Source organism: Paenarthrobacter sp. AB444 (assembly GCF_028736865.1).
Taxonomy (GTDB): domain Bacteria; phylum Actinomycetota; class Actinomycetes; order Actinomycetales; family Micrococcaceae; genus Arthrobacter; species Arthrobacter nicotinovorans_B.
In genome coordinates this window covers 37091-60374 of record NZ_JAQZBY010000007.1, presented here as the reverse complement: position 1 = coordinate 60374, position 23284 = coordinate 37091, and the positions used below count along the sequence as shown (strand labels likewise).

The following is a 23284-nucleotide window of genomic DNA, read 5'->3' as shown; positions in this document are numbered from 1 at the left end:
GGGCTTTAACCCGGCGCTTTTAGCCCGCGGTTTCGGCTTAGTGGTCCGTGCTGCGGACTATTGGTCCGTGCTGCGAACCAGCGGAACCGTGAGGTGTTGGCGCGCGAAACGCAGGGTTTCGGCCAGCATTTCCTCCCGCTCCCCCGCCACTTTTGCCTTGCGCGTTGAAATCTCGGCCACCACCACGCCGTCGAAGCCCGAAGCCGCCAGATGCTGCAAAGCGTCCGCGCACTGCTGGGTCCCCGTACCTGGAACCAGGTGCTCGTCCTTGCCCGAACCCGAACCGTCGGTCAGGTGGACGTGCCGGAGTTTGCTGCCCAGGGCTTTGATGGCTTCCAAACTGTTGGCCCCGGCAGTGGCGGCGTGCGAGAAGTCCCAGGTGACGTCGTCGTAATCCTGCCCCAGCGGGTCCCAGTGCGGCAGGTAGGCAACCGCTTCACGTCCGCGCACGCGCCACGGGTACATGTTCTCCACCGCGATGCGGACTTTGTACATGGTGGCGATTTCACGCACGCCCTCAACGAAGTTCTCCGCATAGTTGGACTGCCAGCGGAAAGGAGGGTGGACCACCACAGTGTCGCAGCCCACCTCGGTGGCCATCTGGCAGGACCGCTCGATCTTGTTCCATGCAGTCCCCCACACCTGCTGGGTCAACAGCAAAGTCGGGGCGTGGATCGACACGATCTCCTGGTTGTAGCGGTGGCTGAGCTGGATCAGGGCCGCAGGGTCCTGGCTCACGGCATTGTTGGTCACCATCACCTCAACGCCCTCGTAACCCAGGTCCTGGGCCACAGCGAAGGCGTCATGGACGCTCAGGGGATAAACGGAGGCGCTGGAAAGCGCCACGGGGATCTGGCGGTCATTCACTTCAGGTTCGACGTCGTTGCTCATCTCAGGAGGCCAGCCCGCCTGCCGCGGGGGCTGGTATGGGGGAAGGGGCAGGGGTATTTACCGGGACCGGAAACTCTTTCACATCCGGCTGGGATTCATCACTATCTGGGGTTGGGCTGCTCTCCTTGGCAGCTTTCTTCTTGGACTTGTCCTTCTTCTTCCTCTTTCCCACATGGGGAGCGGGATCCAAGGCCTCTTCGAAAACCAACTGATCCAGTCGCCGCAGGATCAGGCCTTCCCGGAGAGCCCATGGGCAGATCTCCATGGTCGGGAATTCGAACAGTTCAAGGGCAGCTTCAGCCACCAGCGCACCCGCCAGCAACTGCCGCGCCCGCGCCTCCGAAACACCTGGCAAGTACAGCCTGTCCGCGACTGTCATGGCGGAAATGCGCTGCGCCCACAAGCCCAGGTCTGCGGCATGAAGCTCGCGCTTCACGTAGGGACCGGCAGCACTCGGTGCGGCGCCGGCGATACGGGCCAGTGAGCGGAACGTCTTGGAGGTTCCGGCCACCAGGTTGGCGCGGCCAAGGTCGTGGAAGTCGCGGACCACCGGTTTCAACGTCGACCGGATGTAGCGGCGCAGTTCCTTGACGCTCTTGGCGCTGGGAGGGTCATCGTGGAGCCAGTCCCGCGTCAACCGGCTGGCCCCCAGCGGGACCGACGTTGCGAACTCGGGGAGCTCGTCCGTTCCGTACGCCATTTCGAAGGAGCCGCCACCGATGTCAAGGTCCAGGATCGGACCGGCACCCCAGCCGTACCAACGCCGGACGGCGAAGAAGGTCATGGATGCTTCTTCGCTGCCGGTGAGTTCCTGGAGGGTCACTGTCGTTTCATGCTTGACCCTTGCCAGGACCTCCGGGCCGTTGGTTGCCTCGCGGATGGCGGAGGTACAAAAAGCCAGGAGATCCTCTGCCTTGTGGCTGGCAGCGAACTCCCAGGCCTCCAAGACAAATTCGATGAGCTCATGCTGGCCGGCGTCGCTGATATTGCCGTCACCGTCGAGGTACTGCACCAGGGAAAGCGGGCGCTTATGGGAAGCGAAAGCTACCGGGCGCGCGCCAGGGTGGGCATCCACCAGAAGCAGGTGGACGGTATTGGACCCGATGTCGAGAACGCCAAGACGCATTCTGCCATTATTCACCGATTCGAAGCCCGGTAAGCAACTTGGCAGTGACGTTTCGCCAACGGGAAGAAAGCCGGGTTCCTATTCCGCCTGATCCACCTGCGCCTGATCCACCTCGTCGGCGCGCTTGAAGTCACGCCGGATATTGGCGATGCCCTCGGGATCGATTTCGAAGCCGAATTCGCTGCCCGGGTTGATGACCATGCCGAGCTCGTCGCCGATATTGCCCAGGATCGCTGAACCCATGGTGCCCAGGACGTGCGGAGCGGCTTCGAGGAAGCGCTCGTCAACGCGGCTGGGGTGGCTGAAGACAGCCAAAACGGGTTGTCCGTCAGCGTTCGAGAGCACCAGCGGCTCAACCGAGGAGTCGGGACCGTCGACAGCTTCCGAGCTGACAAGGTAGACCTCGTTGTTCAGGAACGCGAGGATGACGTCCACGGGGTTCGCATCCGGCTGGTCGGCCAGGGCGAGCTTCGCCTCGAGGTCGTTCAAAGGTTGGTTGTCCGGTGAAACCGTCTGTTCAGTCATGGTTCTACTCGACCACGATGCCGGCCGGGGCGCAATTCGCGAATGCTCCCCGGCCGGCCCTTGACTACTTCTTGGCTGCTGCCTTCTTTGCAGGTGCCTTGCGTGTAGTGGTTCGTTTGACCGGTCCCTTGGCCCGCTTTTCGGCCAAAAGCTCGACGGCGCGTTCCCGGGTCAGTTCCTCAAGGGACGTTGAGCGCGGGACAGTAATATTCGTGACGCCGTCGGTGATGTAGGGCCCGAAGCGTCCTTCTTTCACCACGATGTTCTTTTCCGAAACGGGGTCCGGTCCGAACTCAGCCAACGGCGGCACGGCCGCCCGTGCGCCGCGCTGCTTCGGCTGCGAGTAGATCTCCAGGGCCTGGTCCAGCGTGATCGTGAAAATTTCCTCTTCGGATCCGATGGACCGGGAGTCCGTACCCTTCTTCAAGTACGGGCCAAAGCGGCCGTTCTGGACAGTGATGGGGTTGCCCTCAGCGTCCTCGCCCAGGACCCGCGGAAGGCTCATGAGCTGCAGGGCCTCATCGAGGGTCACGCTGTCCACTGTCATGGACTTGAACAAGGAACCCGTGCGGGGCTTGGCCTTGACCGGCTTCTTGGGGGGCTTGGGCTTGCCGTTCTTGTAGTACTCCACCGGCTGGTTGGCCAGTTCCTCTTCGGTCATCTCCGGGATGATCTCGGTGACGTAGGCACCGTAACGGCCGTTCTTGGCCACCACCGTGTGACCGGTGTGGGGGTCCGTTCCCAGGACACGTTCTTCGGGGGCGGCCGTCTCCATCAGCTCTTTGGCTTTTTCCGCCGTGAGCTCGTCGGGGGCAAGCTCTTCCGGGACGTTGGCGCGGGCGGACTCAACCACTTCGCCTGTCTTCTCATCGACGGTGGGGATGGAGCTTTCCAGGTACGGCCCGAACTTGCCCACTCGGAGGGTGATGCCCTCAGCGATGGGAACCGAGTTGATCTCGCGCGCGTCGATCTCGCCGAGGTTGTTGACGATGCTGAGCAGACCGGGATCGGCGTCCTCACCGTAGTAGAAGTGCTTGAGCCACTCGGTCCCGGCAGCCTGGCCGTTGGCGATCTTGTCCAGGTCGCCTTCCATGTCCGCCGTGAATTCGTAATCCACGTAGTCCGTGAAGTGCTGTTCCAGCAAGCGGATGACCGAGAACGCGATCCAGCTGGGAACCAAGGCCGAGCCCTGCTTACGGACGTAACCGCGGTCCTGGATGGTGGAAATCGTGGACGCGTACGTTGACGGACGGCCAATGCCGCGCTTTTCCAGCTCCGCGGTGAGGGAAGCTTCGGTGTATCGCGGGGGCGGGGACGTCTCGTGACCAACAGCCACGATGTCCGACGCCGTCAGGGAATCATCCTTGGCAACGTTCGGCAGGCGGCGGGCTTCATCAGAATCGTCGTCGCCGCGGCTTTCGTCCTTGCCCTCTTCGTAGGCGGCCAGGAAGCCAGGGAAGGTAATGACAGTACCGGAGGCAGAGAACTCTGCGTCCCGCCCATCGGAGGCAACTGCACCCAGGCGGATCGTAGCCGTGGAACCCTTGGCGTCGGCCATCTGCGAGGCTACCGTGCGCTTCCAGATGAGCTCGTACAGGCGGAACTCGTCACCGCTGAGCTGTTTGGCAACCTGGGCAGGCGTACGGAAGGAGTCACCGGCGGGACGGATGGCCTCGTGTGCTTCCTGGGCGTTGGCGGCCTTGTTCGCATAGACACGCGGGCTTTGCTGCACATACTCGGGCCCATAGAGCTCGGCAGCCTGGCGGCGGGACGCGGTCAGTGCTTCATCACTCAACGCCGAGGAGTCCGTACGCATATAGGTGATGTAGCCGTTTTCATACAGACGCTGCGCAATCTGCATGGTGCTCTTGGAGGAGAACCGCAGCTTGCGGCCTGCTTCCTGCTGCAAGGTCGAAGTGGTGAACGGAGCTGCCGGCCTGCGGGTGTACGGCTTGGTATCGACGGAGCGGACACGGAAATCTGCGTTTTCCAGCCCAGCGGCCAAGGACGTGGCGCGTTCCTCGTTCAGGTGGACCACGTTGGAGGACGTCAATTGGCCGTTGTCGTTGAAGTCGCGGCCGCTGGCAACCTTTGCGCCGTCAACCGCGGCAAGCTTTGCCTTGAACGAGCCCGATCCCGCACCGAACTGACCGGTCAGGTCCCAGTAGGAAGCCGCGCGGAACGCCATGCGTTCGCGTTCACGGTCGACCACCATGCGGGTCACCACTGACTGCACTCGACCAGCCGAGAGGCCCCGGGCAACCTTGCGCCACAGGACCGGGGAAATCTCATAACCATAGAGCCGGTCAAGAATACGACGCGTCTCCTGGGCATCAACGAGCGCACCGTCGACATCGCGCAGGTTGTCCATGGCCCTGTGGATTGCTTCCTTGGTAATTTCACCAAAGGTCATGCGGTAAACGGGAACCTTGGGCTTCAGGACCTCCAGGAGGTGCCACGCGATGGCTTCGCCTTCGCGGTCCCCATCGGTTGCGAGGTAGAGAGCGTCAGCGTCTTTCAGCTGGGCCTTGAGTTCGGCAACCTTTTTCTTCTTGTCCGGGGAAACGACGTAGTACGGCTTGAAGTCGTTTTCGATATCGACGGCGAACTTGCCCAGCGAGGTCTTCTTCAGTTCTGCAGGGAGGTCGGAGGGCTGCGGAAGGTCACGGATGTGGCCGATGGAAGCCTCGACGATGAAGCCCTCGCCAAGGTACTTGGCGATGGTCTTGCTCTTGGCCGGAGACTCCACGATCACGAGTTTCTTGCCGGTTTTTGCCTTGCTGGGCACGGTGCTCCTACAGAAAAAATGTGTAATTGGGCTGCTGCCCATATTGGCCTAGTTCACCATAGTTTGCAGAATCCTGCGCTTTGGGCCGGAAAACCAGGCGGTCCTTCGGGGACCTGGGATGGCGCTACTGCCCCGGCGCCACGCGGTCGTCCGGGATCATCGACCACAACGTCGCCATCCGGACGGCGCCCTCGGGAATCCGGGTGGGATCCTCAAGTTCGTACTCGCGAACGACCTCCCGGATTCGGTCCGCAAGCTCTTTCCTTTGCGGATTGGTCAAGTACAACAGATTGCTGGAGAGCACCACGGCTGCCGGTTCCTCCGCCGTTTCTCCCCTCTGCCGGCGCTCACCCCTGGCTTTGGCAAACGCCGAAGCACGGCGCCGGAAGGCATCGAGTTCGAGGTCCACCACTGCGATCTCCGGGCTGGCAACGCTGCCGCCCGAGATGGTGAAGTCCGTACCGGCCGCTTTCCATCGCCTTTCGCGTGCGTCTCCGGAGTTCTCCGCCGGAGCCACGATGCCCCATTTCTGGAGTGCCCGGAGGTGGTAGCTCATGGCGCTTGGGGTGAGGCCCGTCCTTGCGGCGAGTTCGGTGGCCGTGTGGCTGACCTGAGTGGCGTAGAGCTCAGAGATGACCTCAATACGGGCAGCGTGCGCGAGGGCGCGGATGGCCTTGGGGTCGGTGATCTCAACCGTCTTCTCTGCCCGCTTCCGCCGAGGAAGGTCGCCTGAGGTTGAGGATGTCTCGTTGTTCGCAATCACTTCATCAGTGTAGTCAGCGTCACTAACAGGAGGGCCGGTCTTGGACGCACGACGCATGTCCGGGCCATTCATGCGCTTGGCCCGTCGGAGTCGGGAAGCAGGAAACCGTCCAGGACAAGGTTGGTGACTTCGTTGAGGAGACCTTCACGGAAAGCGTCCTCGTCGAAGGATTCGTCACCGCCCAGGAGAGCCACCAACGCGGAAACAATCTGTCGGACCGACAGTTGTCCGTCGCAAGCCGAGACGAAGCCCGCCAGTTCTGTGCTCAGCAGATTGGTTCTCCGCAGGCCGGCGCCCTGTCGTAGGAGTATGACTCCCGGGTGTTCGGCTCCCGGGCGCTGGTGCCGTTCCTCGGTAACGTCCTCGGCCACGACCAGATGTGCCTCGTCAATGGGGGTGGCGGCCACCCAATCGGCCCGCTCGACCGCAGCGCCCAGATGTGGACCGACCGGCTGTTCGATGGGGTAAGTGATCTCCTCGAACCGGCTCATGACTGCACGGTGCCCCGGCGCGGGGCGGCGCAGCCAGATCATGCCAAAGCCGATTCCCTCCACATCCCTGGACGCAAAGTCGTTGAGGTACGCGGCGTAGGCGGCTTTGTAGTGTTCGCCGTCTCGGTTCTGCGAGGCATCCTGCAACCAGGTTTCCGCATATTGTTCAGGACCCACCTGCTCGCGCTGGATGAACCATGCATCCAGGCCGGAATCCTTGAGCCAGGCCTGGGGACGATCCTTCCAGTCAGTCCCCGCAGCAACCTCCCAGTTACCCAGCATCTGCGCAGTGCCGCCGGGCTCCAGCACGGAGGCGAGGGTCTGCACCAGGGATGCCACGATCTCATCGCCGGGCAGTCCGCCGTCCCGGTACGTGAACTGGTCAGCGGAGGATTCCCCGCCGGTCCGGGGCGTGATCACGAACGGCGGGTTGGACACCACCAGGCCGAAAGATTCCCCGGTCACTGGCTCCAGCAAGGAACCCAGCTTCAGGCTTACGCGGCTCTCAAGGTTGTTCGGGTCCAGATCCAGCTCCGCTGCGTTGAGCAACAGGTTGAAGCGGGTGAAGGCCAGCGCCCGCTCGGAGATGTCAGTCGCGGTGACATGCTCGCAGTGGTGCAGGAGGTGGAAGGTCTGGATTCCGCAGCCGGTCCCCAGGTCCAGCGCCCGTCCGGTGTGCTGCCGGATGGTGGTCTGGACGAGCGTTGTGGACGCACGTCCGATCCCCAGGACGTGATCGTGCCGCAGGACCCCCGGTTGCTGATGGGCAGCGAGATCACTGGCCACCCAGAGTTCCGCGCCACCACTGCCGTCGGCATTGGCGTCCCAGCCATAAGGGCGAAGGTCCACTTTGGCGCGGACCATCCCGGAATCGAGGACTACAAGCCCCAGAGCATCAAGGCCACGGGAACCGGTTCCGGGAAGTGCGGCATCGACGTCGGCCACGGTCTGCGGAACCGCCAGCAGCCACAACCGGACGATGGTCGACAGGGAGCGGACGGCGGGGTCTTCGGAGACCGCCAGCCGTTCACTGGCCAACAGCGCAGGTACCAGCTGGTCCCGGGACAACGCCTGCGAGGCCGACTCTCCCAGGAATTCCGCCACTCTATCCACGGTGTAGGAGATCGCACGAAGATCTGCGGCGAGGGCCAGGAGGAGCTCCGGCCGGTCACTGCGGGGAGCATCGTCAACGGAGCCGGCGGTAAACAAGGAAGCTGTGTCAGTCACCTTGCCAGTGTAGGGGTGGCACACCCGGCCAGCGGGTTCCTTGGCCGCGCTATGTGGACAATCAGGCCCTCCCGGACCCGGTAGCGTTGGATTCATGCTCAACTTCTCCTCCACAGGGCGCGCTGCCGGCCTTGTAGCCCTTTCCGCGGCGGCTCTTCTTGGGGTCTCAGCTTGCCAGGCTCCGGTCAACATCCAGGACGCGGACGTTCCCGCATGGAAAGGCAAAGTACTCCCCGCAGCCAGCAACACCGTGCTGGAGGATTCGGGCAAAATTCTCAACAGGGATCCGCTGGTCAAGGAGTCCGCCAACGTCCCGGCCGGAAACTACACGCTGACCATGGCCTGCGATGGCGGCGGCAAAGCCTATTTTGCGGTTTCTTCGGACGGGAAGAACATCACCGACGCCGCTGCAGCCTGCAACGGAAGCTTGGACGTCGTCAAAATCAAGGTACCGACGACGGGCCCGTTGAGCATCTCGACCAGCAGTGTGGACGCGCCCTTGATCTTCGCTTACCACGTGGTACCGGCAGCAAGCTAGAACGTCACCACCGCTGCCTTCAGCCCGGGCCCGCAGCGGCGTAAAGTCAGTTCATGGGCAGCAAGGCAGCTCCCTCCGTAACGGTACAGCGGCTGGCGAGGACCGCCGTCGTACTCTTGATGCTCTGCGGAAGCGTGGCTGCTTGCGAATATACGTATGAGGACGGCGGTCGCGGTGAGCCCAGCGCTACCTCGACCGCGGCGAACGTAGTCCTGCCACCGGATCCTGCCTTGTTGGAAACCGTCACCGGGCAGGCTTTGGATGAGTGGGCGGCCGCGTCCTTGCCCGAATCGCAGGGGCAGTCGTTTTATTCAAGCAACGGCTATCTGGCCGCCGGAGAGTCAAAGACCGAGCAAACAGTGGTGCTGCCGGGTGGCACCTACGCGGTGACCTTGGCGTGCCGGGGCACACGCCGGGTGAAGTTCGCGGTGAAACTGGGAGAGGCAGAACTTATCGACCTTACCCTCGGATGCGCCAACGCGCCGGTCAGCGTAGTCCAGCTGGACAAGGACGCAGTGCTTTCCATCACCGTGGGGGCGGGGTCGGATGCCAACTTTGCCTACCGCGTCAGCAGGCTTTGAACCATGTCTCAGGCAGCTTCGCAGCCACCCGGGCAGCGGAGGGTCTCCGGGCTTGACGCGCATTCGGCGCAGTAAAGGGTCAGCGTGCGGCAGCTGGGATTGGAACAGTTCTCGAATTTGCTGGTGGGCGCAGCGCACCTCACGCACTCGCCGATGGTCTTGGCTTCGTCGCTGAATTCGACGTGCATGCGCTTGTCGAACACATACAGGGAGCCTTCCCACAGGCCTTGGTCCTTGAAGGTTTCTCCATAGCGGACAATGCCGCCATCAAGCTGGTAGACCTCTTTGAAGCCCCGGTTGACCATCAGGCTGGAGAGCACCTCACAACGGATTCCCCCCGTGCAGTACGTGACCACAGGTTTGTCCTTGAGGTCGTCGTATTTGCCGGAGTCGAGTTCCTTGATGAAGTCATGGGTGCTGTCCACGTCCGGGACGATGGCGTCCTTGAATTTGCCGATCTGTGCCTCGAACGCGTTGCGGCCGTCGAAGAACACGATGTCTTCGCCGTTGGACTTCTTGGCGTCAACCAGGGCGTGAAGTTCTTCGGGCTGGAGGTGCTTGCCCCCGCCGACGACGCCATTCGCGTCAACCTTCAACTCGCCCGGTGCGCCGAAGGACACTATCTCGTCGCGGACCTTGACGCTGAGCCGCGGGAAATCATCTGCTCCGCCTTCGGACCATTTGAAGTCGATGCCGTGGAACCCCTTGTACTCCCTGGTGGTCTTGACGTACTGCTTCATGTTGTTCAGCTCGCCGCCCACGGTGGCATTGATGCCGTCCTTGGAAATAAGGATCCTGCCCTTGAGGCCAAGCTTTTCGCAGAGGGCACGCTGCCATAGACGCACGGCGTCGGGATCAGCGATCGGGGTAAAGCCATAGAAGAGCACAATTCGGTTCAAAGCCACTGTTAAAGGGTACTTGGTGCAGTAAAACGCAGGTGCGGGAGATAGCCCACGTCACAATTCCATAAGCAAAGATTCTTCCGTTGACATCGCTCTGTTCCTTCAGGGAGCGCTGGCATACTCTCTCTACATGAGTCCAGACGCCTTGGTTGAAGACATTGCGCACCTTTTGGAAGTCTGGGTGGCCGGCTGGTCCGGCTGCCGGGGCTACGAGTCACGCCAGGAGGGCCGCTTCCCTGCGGCTTTTCGCGCCGACAAAACCGGTGACTGGGAGTATTTCGCCTATGATCCCTCCGACGACGAGTTCGCCGCACTGGCCGGCAAGACCGCAGAATCCTCCAGCCGGATCCTGACCATCCTCACCAATGACGTCCAACGGTACAAATACCTTGCCGAACAACATGGGCTGACCGTGACCTCCGCTTCGCAAACCATGATGATCGTCGACATGGAAACCCAGGACGCCGAGGACCCCTGGCTCCCCGACGACGACCTCGAACTTGCCACCTCCGAATCCAATGGAGTCCATCACGCAGTAGTGCACGCCGGCGAGCAGGTGGCTGCAAGCGGCAGGGTCTACGTGGTGGACGGGACCGCCGTGTTTGACAAGATCGTCACCGAGCCGGGGTTCCAGCGTCGCGGTCTGGGCAGCTTCATCATGAAAGCCTTGGCCGCGCAGGCTTTCTCGCACGACGTCGAAAACGGCCTCCTCCTTGCATCCCTCGACGGCCAAAAGCTGTACTCGCACTTGGGCTGGGACGTTGTCTGCCACGTCCTCATGATGTCCGTCAGCGGCGCGGAAGGTTCCGACCTCTCCGTGGCGTAGCTTCCGCCGTTGTGCGGCCATGGTCGACGGCGGTTCCCTTGGGTGCCGCCATCGGGCGTCCCTGCAGGGTGACAGAATGATTTGGTGGCTGCACCTCATTCGTTGATCTCCCTGCTGGGCCGGACCCCGGACCCTGAGCAACTGCGCCATGTCCACACCATCCCGGCCCGGAAAGCGGTCAGCGAGCCCTGGCCGGCTTGGGTACACCCGGATGTCGTGGCCAGCTACGGGACACTGGGCATCCACGAACCGTACCGGCACCAGATCCAGGCCGCCGACATCGCCCATGACGGCCAGCACGTTGTCATTGCCACCGGGACAGCTTCGGGAAAGTCCCTGGCCTATCAGTTGCCGGCACTGGATGCGATCCATCGTTCCGAGTTGCGTGTCTTGTCCGACCCCGGAAAAATCCACGACGACGGCGCCGTCACCCTGTATCTCTCGCCCACCAAAGCGTTGGCCGCTGACCAACTGGCAGCCATCAGGGCGCTGAACCTCCCGACTGTCCGTGCCGAAACCTACGACGGCGATACTGATCCCGCCTCCCGGCGCTGGATCCGGGACCACGCCAATTTCATCCTGGCAAACCCGGACATGCTGCACTTTGGAATCCTTCCGAACCACACGTGGTGGGCAAGGTTCTTCCGAAGGTTGCGATACGTGATCGTGGACGAAGCACACAGCTACCGTGGGGTCTTCGGATCGCATGTGGCAAACCTCATGCGACGCTTGCGCCGGATTTGTGCCTACTACGGTGCAGGGACTTCCTTCCCCGAGCCGGTGTTCATTGCGGCCTCGGCCACCGCGTCCGATCCCGCTGTTTCCTTTGGTCGCCTTATTGGTGCACCCGTTCGTGAAGTGTCCGAGGATTGCTCCCCGCACGGGTCCACCACAGTAGCGTTCTGGGAACCCGCGCTGACCGACATCAAGGGCGAAAACGGCGCTAAACAGCGCCGGACAGCAGTGGCAGAAACGGCCGACATCCTGGCCAACCTCGTGTCTTCGCGGATCCGCACCATCGCCTTCATCAAGTCCCGGCGCGGGGCGGAGTCCATCGCTTCCATCACCAAGCGGCTTCTGGACGAGGTTGACCCCAGCCTTCCTGGGCGGGTGGCAGCCTACAGATCCGGCTATCTGCCCGAAGAACGGCGAGCCTTGGAACAAGCCCTCAGGTCCGGTCAGTTGCTTGGAGTTTCGAGCACCTCTGCCCTGGAACTCGGCATCGATATTTCCGGGCTGGATGCTGTGCTGGTGGCCGGTTGGCCGGGCACCCGCGCTTCCTTGTTCCAACAGATTGGCCGGGCAGGACGGGCCGGGCAGGACGCAATTGCCGCCTTTGTCGCCAGCGACGATCCCCTGGACACCTACCTGGTGAACCACCCGGAGGCCATCTTCGACGTGTCCGTGGAAGCCACCGTCTTCGATCCCGGCAACCCTTACGTCCTGGGACCACACCTGTGCGCAGCGGCCGCCGAGCTGCCCATTGGCCCGGCCGAGCTCGATCTGTTCGGTCCCACTGCAGAGGGATTGCTTGATCGCCTGGTGACACAGGGGTATCTGCGCAAGCGACCCGCCGGGTGGTTCTGGACCCACCCCGAAAGTGCCGCAGGAATGGTGAACCTGCGGGCTGATGGCGGCGGCCCGGTGAGCATCGTGGACGCCGAGACCGGTTCCCTCCTGGGAACGATGGACTCGCCGCAGACGCATTACCAAGCCCACACGGGCGCCATTTATGTCCATCAGGGCGACAGCTACCTGGTGGAAGATCTCAACGAGACCGACCATTGCGTCATGGTGCGGCGGGTGAACCCCGACTTCTACACCACTGCACGGGATGTGACGCAGATCGAGGTTCTTGAGACCACGCGCTCGGTTCAGTGGGGAGACATCACAATTCACTTTGGCGACGTCAAAGTGACCACCCAAGTTGTGTCCTTTCAGCGTAAGGCGTTGATTTCAAACGAGATCCTTGGCGAAGAACCCTTGGATCTGGGTGCCCGTGATCTGTTCACCAAGGCGGTCTGGTTCGTGGTGGACAACAGATCACTGCATGGAGCCGGCCTGGTGGAGGCCGAGTTCCCCGGCGCCCTCCATGCGGCAGAGCACGCGGCCATCGGGCTCCTGCCGTTGGTGGCATCAAGCGACCGGTGGGACATCGGAGGAGTCTCCACAGCCCTGCATGCTGATACCGGCGTTCCGACGATTTTTGTCTACGACGGGCATCCCGGTGGCGCCGGCTTCGCGGAGCGGGGCTTCGAGAAAGCGAAAACCTGGTTGACCGCCACCCGGGACGCCATCAAAGCCTGTGAGTGTGAAGACGGCTGCCCGTCCTGTGTCCAGTCGCCCAAATGCGGCAACAAGAACAATCCTCTGGACAAGACAGCCGCCATCACCCTCCTTGGCGTCCTGCTCAAGGATGCTGTCTAAGCACCCGGCGCTCGCTCACGGCGGTGGCCCCGCCTTGGCATGTCCCGTAGCAACGCCCCAGCTGAACGGATAGGCCAGTTCCGTCACGACCTCTACCACCTCGCCGCCGGTCACCACGCAAGAGCTGAGCGTTGCATTGTGATGTGCGAGCACCTCCGACACCACGGCACACGGCTCTCCCGAGGTCAGCCCACGGGCGGCATCTGCGCCTGCGAGGGCGGCAAGATCGGCAGCAGACGCGGCGCGTGAGGCCATCACCCCAGCCTGCGCCAAAAACAGCACGCCGACCAAGAGGGCCATGACCACGGCTCCCAGCGCCAGGGCAAGCACCGATCCGGAGCCGCGCTCGCTGTTGAAACTGACCGATCGCCGGATCACGGAGTTCCTGCCTCTGCGCGGGCGGACGCCGACGCCGTCAATCTCCACGGGATCAGTGACCCCATGGCTCCCCCGACCGGTGATGAAGCAGTGACCGTAAGCCAATCGCCGTCGGCTGCCAGCGATGAACTGGCGCCTTCCCCGGCCAGCCGCGTGACGGTCCCCTGCACAACAGCTGGGGTTTCGCCCCGCGCGGAAGCCCGGGCACCGGCCCTGGCCGCCTCCTCCAACCGCAACTGGGTGATGCCGGCAGCGCCGCCTGCCAGCAGGAAAGCCAGCAACAGAACCGCAGCCGGCAACGCGACAGCGAACTCGGCAGTCACGGCTCCGCCCTCCCGACGTTTCGGGGCGGCCCTCCTGCGGACAAGCAGCACCTCCGTCATGGCAAGGACAGGGCCGTACGGATCACGTTGAGCAGGAAGCCGCGGACTTCTTCGCTGCGGAGGATAACCACCAGCAAACCGGCCAAACCAACTGCGGCCAGGGTGGTGATTGCGTACTCCGCGGTGGCCATGCCCGACTCCGAACCCATGAGCAGTCTCCGGGGTCTTGTCCGGGGCCGACTCCGCCGCCTCACGGGCTCGTTCCCGCGCTCCGGGCCCCGGACCGCCACCATGGCCTGGCGTGATTCCGCTCCGGCAGTGGCGGGGAGGGACGAGACGTGGCGGGCTACCGACCCGGCAGCAGGTGGAGTGAATGTTGATATCACGGTGGATTCCTTTCTAGGGGTGCCAGCGGTATCTGGCTGATTCGACTCTTCCGTGGTCCGGCAGGGGCTGAAAGTATGCGATTCCTGCAAGTGGATAACCCGTTCAAAAGGCCGAGTGTGGAGGAAGAGTGCAGGTCGGGCGGTGGAGCAGAGTTCAGGCCGAAGGCAGCATGGCGATCAGCACTGGAACAATGCCCAGGCAGATGAAGGCCGGCAAAGAGCAAAGACCCAACGGCACCACGAGCTTCACGCCCAAGGCAGCCGCACGCTTTTCAGCGGCCCTGAAGCTTTCGCGCCGTTCTCTGGCGGCTTGGGCGTACAGGATCGAGGCCGACGGTGCTCCTGTGAGCGCAGCGAAGGCAAGTGCTTCCTTCAGCCGCAGGACCTCAGGTGTATGCTGTGCAGGCGTGCGCCAGGCAGTTTCCCAGTCGGTGCCAATGGCCAATGCACCGACGACGGGTCGCAGTGACTGGCTGATGGGAGGCGAGGCTGCTCCGGCGATCAGGTCGAGTGATCTCCCGATTCCGGCGCCGGCGTCCAGCATGCAAGCCACGAGCTCCAGCATCATCGCCGGATCGCGAAGGCCGTCCACGGAAGTGCCCGCGCTACCCGAAGCGCCGCTGGTCCCCGACGACCCGGGGCGGGCGGCAAGGAACAGGCTCGCCCTGGTGGGGACAGCGAAAGCGACGAACGCCGCGAGGGCCAGGATTCCCACCATCACCGGGACGCCGGCTCCCGTCATCACTTGCCTCCCGCTGCCGCAGCGACCAATGTTGAGGACCAGATACGTCCGGCACCTGTGAGCAACAGTCCGGCGGCAAAGGTGGCAACGCCCCAAGGGTTTCCCAGCAGGATTCCCAGCGGGTCCACACCCAGGATCATGCCGAGAACCAAGCCGAACAAGGGAAGCCATGACAGCAGCCGAACAGTGGCCTTCGGACCTGCGAGCGCGGTTTGGCGGGCAGCTTCGGCGTCTTCCTCAGCTTCGAGCTGTGCAGCGAACCGGGTCAGGAGATCCGCGAGCGGACAACCGCTCGCTTCGGCAACGTCCATACAGGAAGCCAGCTCCATCCACACCCTCCGTTCGGAACTCCCGCGCGGTGGGTAAGTTTGCGCTGCTGTCCGGCGGATCGCCTCAGCGGGAGAATTCCCCAACGTGGAGGCGGCCCGTGCTGCGCCCAGCACCTTAAAGGACTCAGCGGAAAGGGTTGACCGAAGGGGCAGGGAACCCGTTCCACGGCCGGCTCCGGTCTGCGCGGCAGGTTCGCCCGCGGATCGCGGATCATGGACAAGCCACAATTCTTCCCACAGTGCCGACGTGCCGCGCCCGCCGCGCAGGAGGGCCGCCAACTGCTGAACGAGGACCACGAGTTTGAGCGGCTCGGGAGAACGGCGTCGCAGCAATCTTTGGGCCGGGGCTGCCCTGGACGGACGGGAACCGGGGTCCCCCGGCTTGCCCAGGCTTCGTCTCCTGCGACGACGGCTCGCCTCGTCGCCCCGGAACTGCAGCCACGCCGCATAGGCCAGGACGAGAACCATGATGCTCATCATGGCTGCAGCTCCGGGAAAAGGCGCCTGGACAACTCCAGCCATGCCGGTCCTTCCACAATGCCGGCGGGGCCCAAGGTCAGCGCGGCCACCACTTCCGGACCTTTGGGGGTCTGGAGCATCATCCCGATGGACGTCACTCGTCGCCCTGCCTGGGTCCTGGCCACATGGATGACTGCGTCCAGGGCAGAGGAGACCTGCAACTGAACGGCCTCGGCGTTCAAGCCCGCGAGCGCACCGAGGGCCACGAGTCGTGCTGGTACCGCTTCGGCTGTGTTGGCGTGGATGGTGGCCCCGCCTCCGGTATGCCCCGTGTTCAGCGCCGTCAGCAATTCCCTGACCTCAGCGCCGCGACATTCTCCGACGATCAGCCGATCGGGCCGCATGCGCAGCGCCTGCCGGACCAGTTCAGCCAGGTCCACGCTGCCTTCGCCTTCCAGATTCCCGTGGCGTGATTCAAGGCAGACCACGTGTGGGTGGACCGGGTTGAGTTCGGCGGCGTCCTCGATCAGGACCAATCGCTCGTCCTGATCGCTAAGGCCCAGCATGGTGGACAGGAGGGTGGTTTTTCCTGAGCCCGTTGCGCCACTGATCAGGAAGGTCAGCCTCCGCTCAATGATGGCCCGGAGAACTGCCTCAATCCTTTCGGAGAACATGCCGCCTGCCCTCAGCTCGGACAAAGTAAACACTTCTTCACGGCGTATGCGGATGGACAGGAGGGTCCCTGCAGTCGAGATGGGGGCGAGCACGGCATGGATGCGGTAGCCGCCTTTGAGCCGGACGTCGACGCAGGGCGAACCATCGTCCAACCGGCGTCCTCCTGCGGCTACCAGCCGTGATGCCAGGGACCTGACATGGTGCTCAGCGTCGAACCGTACCGAACTGCGTTCCAGACCCCGCCCGCGGTCGAACCACACCGAGTCCGGCGCGTTGACGAAGATATCGGTAACAGAGGGGTCTTGGGCCAGTTGTTGCAGTGGGCCCAGCCCGCTCAGTTCGGCGTTGATGGACTCTGCAGCTTCCAGGGCACCGGCGGTCCCCAGCAACCTGCCACTGGCCTGGATGGCTGCCGCCACGGTGGACGGCGTGACCGGTCCCCGGCCAGCCAGGACCGATTCGCGGACTGTTTCAAGTAGCACCGTGTCGAGCTTTGGTGCCTGCTGGCGGCGCGGCCCTTCACGGAACCTGCTCATCGGTGGGCTCCGTGCAGCTCCAGTACGCTCCCAGTGAGGCGGCTGATGTCCTTACGGCGGCCCAGTTCCAGAAGCCTGCCCAGTTCCGTACCGGCTGCCACGCCGCGTACCTCGGGAACCACCCCGACCAGCGGGATCCCGAGCGATTCCGCGATGAAAGTCGGCTGTACCTGCGAAGCGTTGCTGCCGCGCACTAGCAGGCCAGTGTCTACTGGCGGGAGCTCGTCCAGGATCCGGGCAGAAGCTACGGCCGACCTCAAGTGAGCGGTTGTCAGCAGCAACAGATTGTCGCAGTCCCATGAAAGTCTTCCCACGCCCTCACTGCTCCGTCCGAGGTCCACGAGGGTGAGCTCGAACGCCCGGCGTGCAGCGTCCATGATGGCGGCAATGGCACCGGCATCCGGACTTTGTACCGGCTCACGGGTGCCAGGCCAGGACAAGTATGTGAAACCACCAGCGACCGGCAGGGAATCCCTGAATTGGACAGGATCCATGCTTCCCCTGCTTTCCTGGAAGTCCGGCCACCGGAGACCCGGAACCGGCTCATCCGTGACCGCAAATTCCAGTCCGCCTCCCCATGGGTCGCCGTCGATGAGAAGCGTGCTGACTCCTTGGGAGGCCGCGGCCTGGGCAAGCCAAATGGCGGCCGTTGATGCCCCCGCACCGCCGCAGCCACCCACGATCCCCGTCACAGTCCCACCGGGATCGGGTGAACCCGACATGGTCAAGTGTTCGGCAAGCCAGGAGGCGGCTTCGGGAAGGACTGCCACGCGCTCTGCTCCCAGTGCGGCGGCCATGCGCCATAGTCCGTCTCCGTCGCTGGCTTTGCCCAGCAACACCGAAGGCGCCCGCCGACGTGGCGGCAGTTCCCGAACATCGCTGCCCACCAAGACAACATCTGCGCTGTCCCATCCGTGGACGGCCTCGCTGACGCCCTCAGCGGTTCGAAGAGTTCCTCCTGCCGCGGCCACTATCCGTTTTGCTTCCTCTTGGAGGTAGGGGTCCGCCGAAACCAGGAGCACCCCTGATGCCTCCCGCGGCAGCCAGTAGCCGCCCGGATCCCCTTCTTCTGGCTGGCCGATGGGTTGCCTGTGCCGACGAATTCGCTTGCTCATGACAACACCCTCGCCCAACCCTCAAGCCCGGATAAGCCCCCAAAAACCGTATGTGCAAAAAGCCCGCCCCTTTGCAGCCGGGAACGGCTTGTGGAGGAATAGTCACGCGCCACAGGCCGCCGTCTCCGGCTCGTCCCGGGCTGAAGAGTGCACAGCAGCAGTCCTTCCAACAGGGCAGAATGGGAGGCATGTATTTGCTGCTTGCCGCCCACCCGGACGGCGCAGCCATACAGAGGATCTCTCCTGCAGGAAAAGCTACTGCGGACGCCCGCGTCGTCACCCGTGGTGAGTTGCCCGGCGTCGTCCGTGAGCTCGAAACCCAGCGGCCACGCTGGGTGTGGCACCGCGCCCAGGACTGGTATCCGGGACTGCTGGACCACGGCATCGAGCTGGAGCGGTGCCATGACCTGGCGCTCTGCGGAGCCATACTGGCACATTCGGAATTCACTGCCCATACGGACTACGCCCGGAACGCGGTTCACCTCACCCAGGACGACGACACTCCACCCCGCATCCTCCAGCCGCCACCGGCCTCCGCGGATCAAGGCGCGCTGTTTGAGGACCCCACGCCGTCGGATCCCAAGGCAGGCCTGGCGGAACTGAAAGCGGAATTCTCGGCCCAGCAAGAGGCGCTGGCACAGGTCGGCACCGACCAGCACCGCAGGCAGAGGCTCCAGTTGTTGCTCGCTGCTGAATCGGCGTGCGCGATCATCGCCGTCGAAATGCAGCACGCCGGCGTCCCTTGGCGGGAAGAATTGCACCAGCAGATCCTCGCTGATGTCCTTGGCCCCCGCCCTGCCCCCGGCAACAGGCCTCCGGCTTTGGAAGCGCTCTGCACTGAGCTCCGGACCATCCTCAACTCCCCGGGCCTGAACCCCGATTCGCCGCAGGACCTCATGCGGGCGCTCCATCGCAACGGCATCGAGGTGAAGAGTACGCGGCAGTGGGAGCTCCAGGAGTCGAAGCATCCCGCCATCCAGCCCCTGCTCGCCTACAAGAAACTCTCCCGCCTCCACACCGCCAACGGCTGGGCGTGGCTGGACGCGTGGGTGCGGGACGGGCGTTTCCACCCGGAATATGTGGTGGGTGGCGTGGTGTCGGGCCGTTGGGCCTCGCGCGGGGGCGGCGCCCTGCAAATTCCCCGCAACATCCGTGCGGCGGTGCACGCGGACCCGGGCCACAAGCTGATCGTCGCTGACGCCTCCCAGCTTGAACCGCGGGTTCTGGTGGCCTTGGCCCAGGACACCAAGATGGCTGAGGCTGCCCGCGACAAGGACCTCTACGCCGGCATCGCCGCCCAGGGGTTCGGCGGCGACCGGGCTAAAGCGAAAGTCGCGCTGCTGGGAGCCATCTACGGTGCCACCACCGGCGAATCCGGCAGACTCATGCCACAACTGGCACGCACTTATCCCCGCGCTGTGGGGTACGTGGAACAGGCTGCGCGGGAAGGCGAAGCCGGCAGGACTGTCACCACGCGGCTCGGACGAAGCAGCCCGCCGCCGTCGGCCGGTTGGCTCCGGAGCCAGCAATCAACCACTGCGGAGGAGCAACGCAGGGCCGACAACCTGGCCCGCTCCCGCGGACGCTTCACCAGGAACTTTGTGGTCCAGGGCTCGGCAGCTGAGTGGGCAGCGTGCTGGCTCGCGGAATTACGACGCCGGTTGCGGACCATGCGCGCCGAAGGCTCACCATCCGGGGAGCTCGTCTTCTTCCTGCACGATGAAGTCATGGTCCACGCCCCCGATGACGCCGTGGACGCGTGCATCAGGGCCATCGAAGAGTCCGCCGCTGCAGCCAAGGACTTGATGTTCGGACCGATTCCCGTGGAGTTTCCGGTGAGTGTGGCCGTCGTCGACTCTTATGACAAGGCGAAATAGCCGCACATTAGCGGCAAGCGTGCAGACTTTCCAGTCACATCTCGCCGGATGAGGTGCCATGACCCGCGGATGACGGGCGACTTTGGTTCGCCGCCGCTTCCCTATATTTTCACTAGGTAAGTGGACTTATCAGTCCACAGGGGCATGCAAGGAAGCATCATAAGGGGGAAGCATGGCAGGCAGGTTTGAAATTCTCTCTGACAACGGTCAGGGGTACCGGTTCCGGCTCACGGCCGCCGATGGGACTGTGGTGGCGGAGTCGCCAACATTCCCACACCTGGACGGCGTTGTGGCCGGGATCGAGGCCGTTCGGGAAAACGCGGCAACGGGGCTGATCGTGGATCGTTCGACGGCGGCACGCAAGGCCGCCTGAACGGTCCCACCGGCGGCGTCGTCAGAGGTCGATGTCGTGGAGTTTGGCCCGATCCCAAGGAACGGTCCACCCCAGCTCGTCGAAAAGGCCGCTGAGGACCATTCCCGTAAAGCCCCACACCACCACGCCGTTGATGGTGAACCCCGGGCTCGTATAAGTGCGCCCGAAGCGGGAAATCGTGGCCGTGACCCGGTTGGCAGGGTCCAGGAGGTCGCGGACAGGAACCCGGAAAACCTGCGCGGATTCGGCGTAGTCCACCACTCGGACCGGCGACGGAGCATCCCACCACGCCAACACCGGGGTCACGCGGAAGTTGCTGCGGATGAGTCCAAGCTCGGGGATAACTCCCAGGACGCGCACACCATTGGCATCCAGCCCTGTTTCTTCCACCGCTTCACGCAAGGCAGCGGCCACCACGGACTCGTCCTCGGGGTCCACGCTGCCGCCCGGAAAGGCCACTTGCCCCGGGTGGTCGTCCAAGGTGTGGGCGCGTTCCAGGAGCAGGACGTCAAGGTCGGCCGGAGCGATGGGGCGGCCCGACTCCGCGGGGACGTCGTCAAGAACGCCAAAGAGCATGAGCACCGCAGCTGCACGGTTGGTCTCGGCCGTGACGGGGAGCATGTCCCAGAGGGCGGAGTGCTCCTGCTGACCGGCCTGGAACCTCGTCACCAAGGCGGTCAGTTCCTCCAGCGCGGTCACCCGGGCCTCCTTTGCGATTCCATCCGGATCTCGGCGGCGCGGTGTGTCTCGGCCAGCAGCTTTTCCAGCAGTTCCTCGTTGCCCGGGGCGAGCTCGTATTTGAGCAGTTTGGCGCCTTTGACGGGATCCGTTTCGCCTTCACCGTAGCTCGGGCACAGGCTGGCCACCGGGCATGCGCCACAGGCCGGCTTCCGGGAATGGCACACCCGGCGCCCATGGAACACCACCCGGTGCGACAACATGGTCCAGTCCCGCGGTTCAAACAGTTCGGCTACATCGAACTCGATTTTTACGGGGTCGTCCGAAGTGGTCCAGCCGAACCTTCGGGCCAAGCGTCCAAAGTGAGTGTCCACCGTGATGCCGGGAATTCCGAAGGCGTTGCCCAGCACAACATTCGCCGTTTTGCGTCCGACGCCGGGAAGCGTCACCAGGTCCTCGAGCCTGCCGGGGACCTCGCCGTCGTATTCATCCACCAGCCGCGTGCTGAGCGCCAGGACGTTCCGGGCCTTGGCCCTGAAAAAGCCGGTGGGCTGAAGAATCACCTCCAGCTCAGCGGGGTCGGCCTCGGCCATGGCCCGGGCATCGGGGTAGCGGGCAAACAGGATCTTGGTGACCTGGTTGACCATCACGTCCGTGGTTTGGGCGGACAGGACCGTGGCCACCACCAGCTCGAAGGGATTCGTGAAGTCCAGCTCCGCGTGCGCGTACGGATACTTTTCCGCGAGGACCCTGTTGATCTTGCGGGCCCGGCGCTTGAGTGCGAGCAGCGAACCAGCTTCGGCGATGGCCACGTCGTCCCGTCCTAGCCGCGTTCGATGTTGCTGAGCTCCCGAAGAACCCCCAGCTTGCCGTCGGTGTCCTGGACCAGGAACTCATGGCCCCGGTCTTCGAGTGCGAGCACCCAGCCACCGGGTTCGATGGTGAAGGACGGGGCGCCAGTGCGTTCGTCGTAGGCAGTGCGCGGCTGGGCTACCGCGAACCAGAACGCCTCATACTGCGGCGCGTCGGACTCCTCGGGGCGGCTCGCGGGATCCACCGTGGCACCGATGGTGTCGCTGACCCTGCGGGTGTCGCCGGAGACGATCGGGGTTGCCATGGTGGCTGCCCATGGCTGCTGGGCGGCAGGCTGCTGGGCATGCTGCGTGGTGGCCGGCTCTGCAGCAGCCGACGGTGCTGCTGCAGGAGCTTCAGCGGGCTGCGCCTCCTTGGCAGAGCCCTCCCGTTCAGCTGCCGGTACCGCAGCCGAGGCGCCCGCACCCGAGCTCCCTGCGACAGGTTCCTGACCGGCTGGCTCGCCGGGGAGCTTGCTGTCCGCAGAATGCACGACGGCGGGAGCTTCCGTTGCTTGCGACGGCTCGCTTCCGTAGCTGGCTGGCGGAGCGAAGGGGCTGGGTGCGCCCACGCTGGTGGCACTGGCAGCAGCTGCGCCGGGGGCGGTTGCGCTGGCTGCGGTTGCGCCCGGGGCAGCGGGGGAAGGGGCAGCTGCGGTTGCACCGGCTGCAGTGCCGGCAGCCGGGTAAGCAGCAGAGGCTCCGGGGAAGCCCGCGCCCGCACCCGAGGTGCCGGCGCTGAAGGATCCGCCGCCGGAAGCACCAAAGGTGGCACCTGGCGTGGAGGTCGACGTGTTCGCGTTGGGAGCCTTGGGCGCTTTAGGTGCCTTCGGCGCTTTGGGAGCAGCAGGCTTGCGGCTGGGCACGGCTGCTTCGCGGGCAACCACATGGGCCGGAGTCTCGGCACGTCCCTTGAAATCGGCGGAGAGGAAGGGCAGGTGCGGGGCAAGGACGGTCGCGGCAAGCAGGCCCACGGAACCAACCAAGCCCAGAAGGACGCTGCCATTGAACGAATTGGCGATGGTCAGGAAGAACAATGGGAAGGCAAAGGATGCCGTGACGGAGGCGAACTGGTCAACGGAAAGCGAACCGACGCGGACGATGGTTCCCGGCTGCAAGCGGCGGGCGACGAAGAGCGCCACCACGACCAGCGGCAGGATGATTCCGAGCAGCAGGAAGAACAGGTTGCCGAGGTTCCAGAGGTTGTAGCGGGAGCCGAACATGGGCAAAAGGGACGCGACAAACATCAGGAGCGTGGAGCCAAAGACGGTGAGGTCCCGGATTGTAAAGGGCCCGGCTACGGCGTCGAACTTGGTGGCGCCACCGGTTGTGGCATCGCTTTTTCCTGATGCTGCAGGCGTTGACTGCGCAGGGCTGGCAGCAGCTTTGCCATCTGGTCCAGTGGCCGTTCCAGCCGTGGCGTCCGGTCCCGTCGGCTGTGAGTCGTGCGGTCCTGGGCTCAGCTGGTTCATGTATT

The 23284-nt window shown here is 64.0% G+C and carries 23 protein-coding genes; 6 read left to right on the top strand and 17 right to left on the bottom strand.

Annotated elements, in window-relative coordinates:
• Positions 1 to 57 precede the first annotated feature (57 nt).
• The 6 genes from PQ627_RS10415 to PQ627_RS10390 all read right to left on the bottom strand — a co-directional run bounded on the left by PQ627_RS10415 (position 58) and on the right by PQ627_RS10390 (position 7811).
• The gene (locus PQ627_RS10415; protein WP_144659130.1) at positions 58 to 891 is read right to left on the bottom strand and encodes a sugar phosphate isomerase/epimerase family protein; all 834 of its coding nucleotides are present in this window, start codon (positions 889 to 891) and stop codon (positions 58 to 60) included.
• A gap of 1 nt (position 892) precedes the next feature.
• Complete coding sequence (locus PQ627_RS10410; protein WP_144659129.1) at positions 893 to 2017, bottom strand: Ppx/GppA phosphatase family protein; 1125 nt, start codon at positions 2015 to 2017, stop codon at positions 893 to 895.
• A gap of 78 nt (positions 2018 to 2095) precedes the next feature.
• A complete protein-coding gene (locus PQ627_RS10405; RefSeq protein WP_274260701.1) occupies positions 2096 to 2542 on the bottom strand; it encodes an SseB family protein in 447 nt (148 codons plus the stop codon).
• A gap of 64 nt (positions 2543 to 2606) precedes the next feature.
• Positions 2607 to 5330: a type I DNA topoisomerase gene (gene topA / locus PQ627_RS10400; RefSeq protein ID WP_274260698.1), complete on the bottom strand. Its 2724-nt coding sequence runs from the start codon at positions 5328 to 5330 to the stop codon at positions 2607 to 2609.
• A 124-nt stretch (positions 5331 to 5454) separates the two neighbouring features.
• Positions 5455 to 6165, bottom strand: coding sequence for a helix-turn-helix domain-containing protein (locus tag PQ627_RS10395; RefSeq protein ID WP_337993560.1), 711 nt, complete (start codon positions 6163 to 6165; stop codon positions 5455 to 5457).
• Positions 6162 to 7811 (bottom strand): DUF7059 domain-containing protein, encoded by a 1650-nt coding sequence (locus tag PQ627_RS10390; RefSeq protein ID WP_274260694.1) that lies wholly within the window; start codon positions 7809 to 7811, stop codon positions 6162 to 6164. Before PQ627_RS10390 ends, PQ627_RS10395 begins: the two co-directional genes overlap by 4 nt.
• Before the next feature lie 94 nt (positions 7812 to 7905).
• On the opposite strand from PQ627_RS10390, the gene PQ627_RS10385 reads away from it, so the two are divergent.
• Positions 7906 to 8349, top strand: a complete 444-nt coding sequence (locus PQ627_RS10385; protein ID WP_274260692.1) for a hypothetical protein — start codon at positions 7906 to 7908, stop codon at positions 8347 to 8349.
• Positions 8350 to 8402: 53 nt separating this feature from the next.
• Complete coding sequence (locus PQ627_RS10380; RefSeq protein WP_274260690.1) at positions 8403 to 8930, top strand: hypothetical protein; 528 nt, start codon at positions 8403 to 8405, stop codon at positions 8928 to 8930.
• Positions 8931 to 8938: 8 nt separating this feature from the next.
• Here the strand turns inward: PQ627_RS10380 and trhO are convergent, their stop codons facing one another.
• Positions 8939 to 9835, bottom strand: a complete 897-nt coding sequence (gene trhO / locus PQ627_RS10375) for an oxygen-dependent tRNA uridine(34) hydroxylase TrhO (protein WP_274260688.1) — start codon at positions 9833 to 9835, stop codon at positions 8939 to 8941.
• 127 nt (positions 9836 to 9962) lie between these two features.
• Between trhO and PQ627_RS10370 the strand changes: the two genes are divergently transcribed.
• Both PQ627_RS10370 and PQ627_RS10365 read left to right on the top strand, forming a co-directional pair.
• Positions 9963 to 10658, top strand: coding sequence for a GNAT family N-acetyltransferase (locus tag PQ627_RS10370; protein WP_186313490.1), 696 nt, complete (start codon positions 9963 to 9965; stop codon positions 10656 to 10658).
• Positions 10659 to 10742: 84 nt separating this feature from the next.
• The gene (locus tag PQ627_RS10365; RefSeq protein WP_274260686.1) at positions 10743 to 13085 is read left to right on the top strand and encodes a DEAD/DEAH box helicase; all 2343 of its coding nucleotides are present in this window, start codon (positions 10743 to 10745) and stop codon (positions 13083 to 13085) included.
• 15 nt (positions 13086 to 13100) lie between these two features.
• Here the strand turns inward: PQ627_RS10365 and PQ627_RS10360 are convergent, their stop codons facing one another.
• The 7 genes from PQ627_RS10360 to ssd form a co-directional block, all read right to left on the bottom strand.
• Positions 13101 to 13463 (bottom strand): Rv3654c family TadE-like protein, encoded by a 363-nt coding sequence (locus tag PQ627_RS10360; RefSeq protein ID WP_274260684.1) that lies wholly within the window; start codon positions 13461 to 13463, stop codon positions 13101 to 13103.
• The gene (locus PQ627_RS10355; protein WP_337993559.1) at positions 13460 to 13786 is read right to left on the bottom strand and encodes a TadE family type IV pilus minor pilin; all 327 of its coding nucleotides are present in this window, start codon (positions 13784 to 13786) and stop codon (positions 13460 to 13462) included. Before PQ627_RS10355 ends, PQ627_RS10360 begins: the two co-directional genes overlap by 4 nt.
• A gap of 56 nt (positions 13787 to 13842) precedes the next feature.
• Positions 13843 to 14172, bottom strand: a complete 330-nt coding sequence (locus PQ627_RS10350) for a DUF4244 domain-containing protein (RefSeq protein ID WP_337993558.1) — start codon at positions 14170 to 14172, stop codon at positions 13843 to 13845.
• A 154-nt stretch (positions 14173 to 14326) separates the two neighbouring features.
• Positions 14327 to 14914, bottom strand: coding sequence for a type II secretion system F family protein (locus tag PQ627_RS10345; protein ID WP_274260680.1), 588 nt, complete (start codon positions 14912 to 14914; stop codon positions 14327 to 14329).
• Positions 14914 to 15765 carry a type II secretion system F family protein gene (locus PQ627_RS10340; protein ID WP_274260678.1) on the bottom strand — a complete coding sequence of 284 codons (852 nt, stop codon included), beginning with the start codon at positions 15763 to 15765 and terminating at the stop codon, positions 14914 to 14916. Before PQ627_RS10340 ends, PQ627_RS10345 begins: the two co-directional genes overlap by 1 nt.
• A complete protein-coding gene (locus PQ627_RS10335; protein ID WP_274260676.1) occupies positions 15720 to 16913 on the bottom strand; it encodes a TadA family conjugal transfer-associated ATPase in 1194 nt (397 codons plus the stop codon). The genes PQ627_RS10340 and PQ627_RS10335 overlap by 46 nt, the downstream gene beginning before the upstream one ends.
• Positions 16910 to 18028 (bottom strand): septum site-determining protein Ssd, encoded by a 1119-nt coding sequence (gene ssd / locus PQ627_RS10330; protein WP_337993557.1) that lies wholly within the window; start codon positions 18026 to 18028, stop codon positions 16910 to 16912. The genes PQ627_RS10335 and ssd overlap by 4 nt, the downstream gene beginning before the upstream one ends.
• 188 nt (positions 18029 to 18216) lie before the next feature.
• Between ssd and PQ627_RS10325 the strand changes: the two genes are divergently transcribed.
• Positions 18217 to 19905, top strand: coding sequence for a bifunctional 3'-5' exonuclease/DNA polymerase (locus tag PQ627_RS10325; protein ID WP_274260674.1), 1689 nt, complete (start codon positions 18217 to 18219; stop codon positions 19903 to 19905).
• 172 nt (positions 19906 to 20077) lie between these two features.
• The gene (locus PQ627_RS10320; protein ID WP_144659114.1) at positions 20078 to 20278 is read left to right on the top strand and encodes a YegP family protein; all 201 of its coding nucleotides are present in this window, start codon (positions 20078 to 20080) and stop codon (positions 20276 to 20278) included.
• A gap of 21 nt (positions 20279 to 20299) precedes the next feature.
• On the opposite strand, the gene PQ627_RS10315 is transcribed toward PQ627_RS10320, so the two are convergent.
• From PQ627_RS10315 to PQ627_RS10305, 3 genes are read right to left on the bottom strand one after another with little or no spacing between them, the layout of a single operon-like run.
• Complete coding sequence (locus PQ627_RS10315; protein ID WP_144659113.1) at positions 20300 to 20977, bottom strand: NUDIX hydrolase; 678 nt, start codon at positions 20975 to 20977, stop codon at positions 20300 to 20302.
• Positions 20974 to 21768, bottom strand: a complete 795-nt coding sequence (gene nth, locus PQ627_RS10310; protein ID WP_274260672.1) for an endonuclease III — start codon at positions 21766 to 21768, stop codon at positions 20974 to 20976. Before nth ends, PQ627_RS10315 begins: the two co-directional genes overlap by 4 nt.
• Before the next feature lie 11 nt (positions 21769 to 21779).
• On the bottom strand, positions 21780 to 23279 hold the full coding sequence (locus PQ627_RS10305; RefSeq protein ID WP_274260670.1) for a hypothetical protein: 1500 nt from the start codon (positions 23277 to 23279) through the stop codon (positions 21780 to 21782).
• Positions 23280 to 23284: the final 5 nt, after the last annotated feature.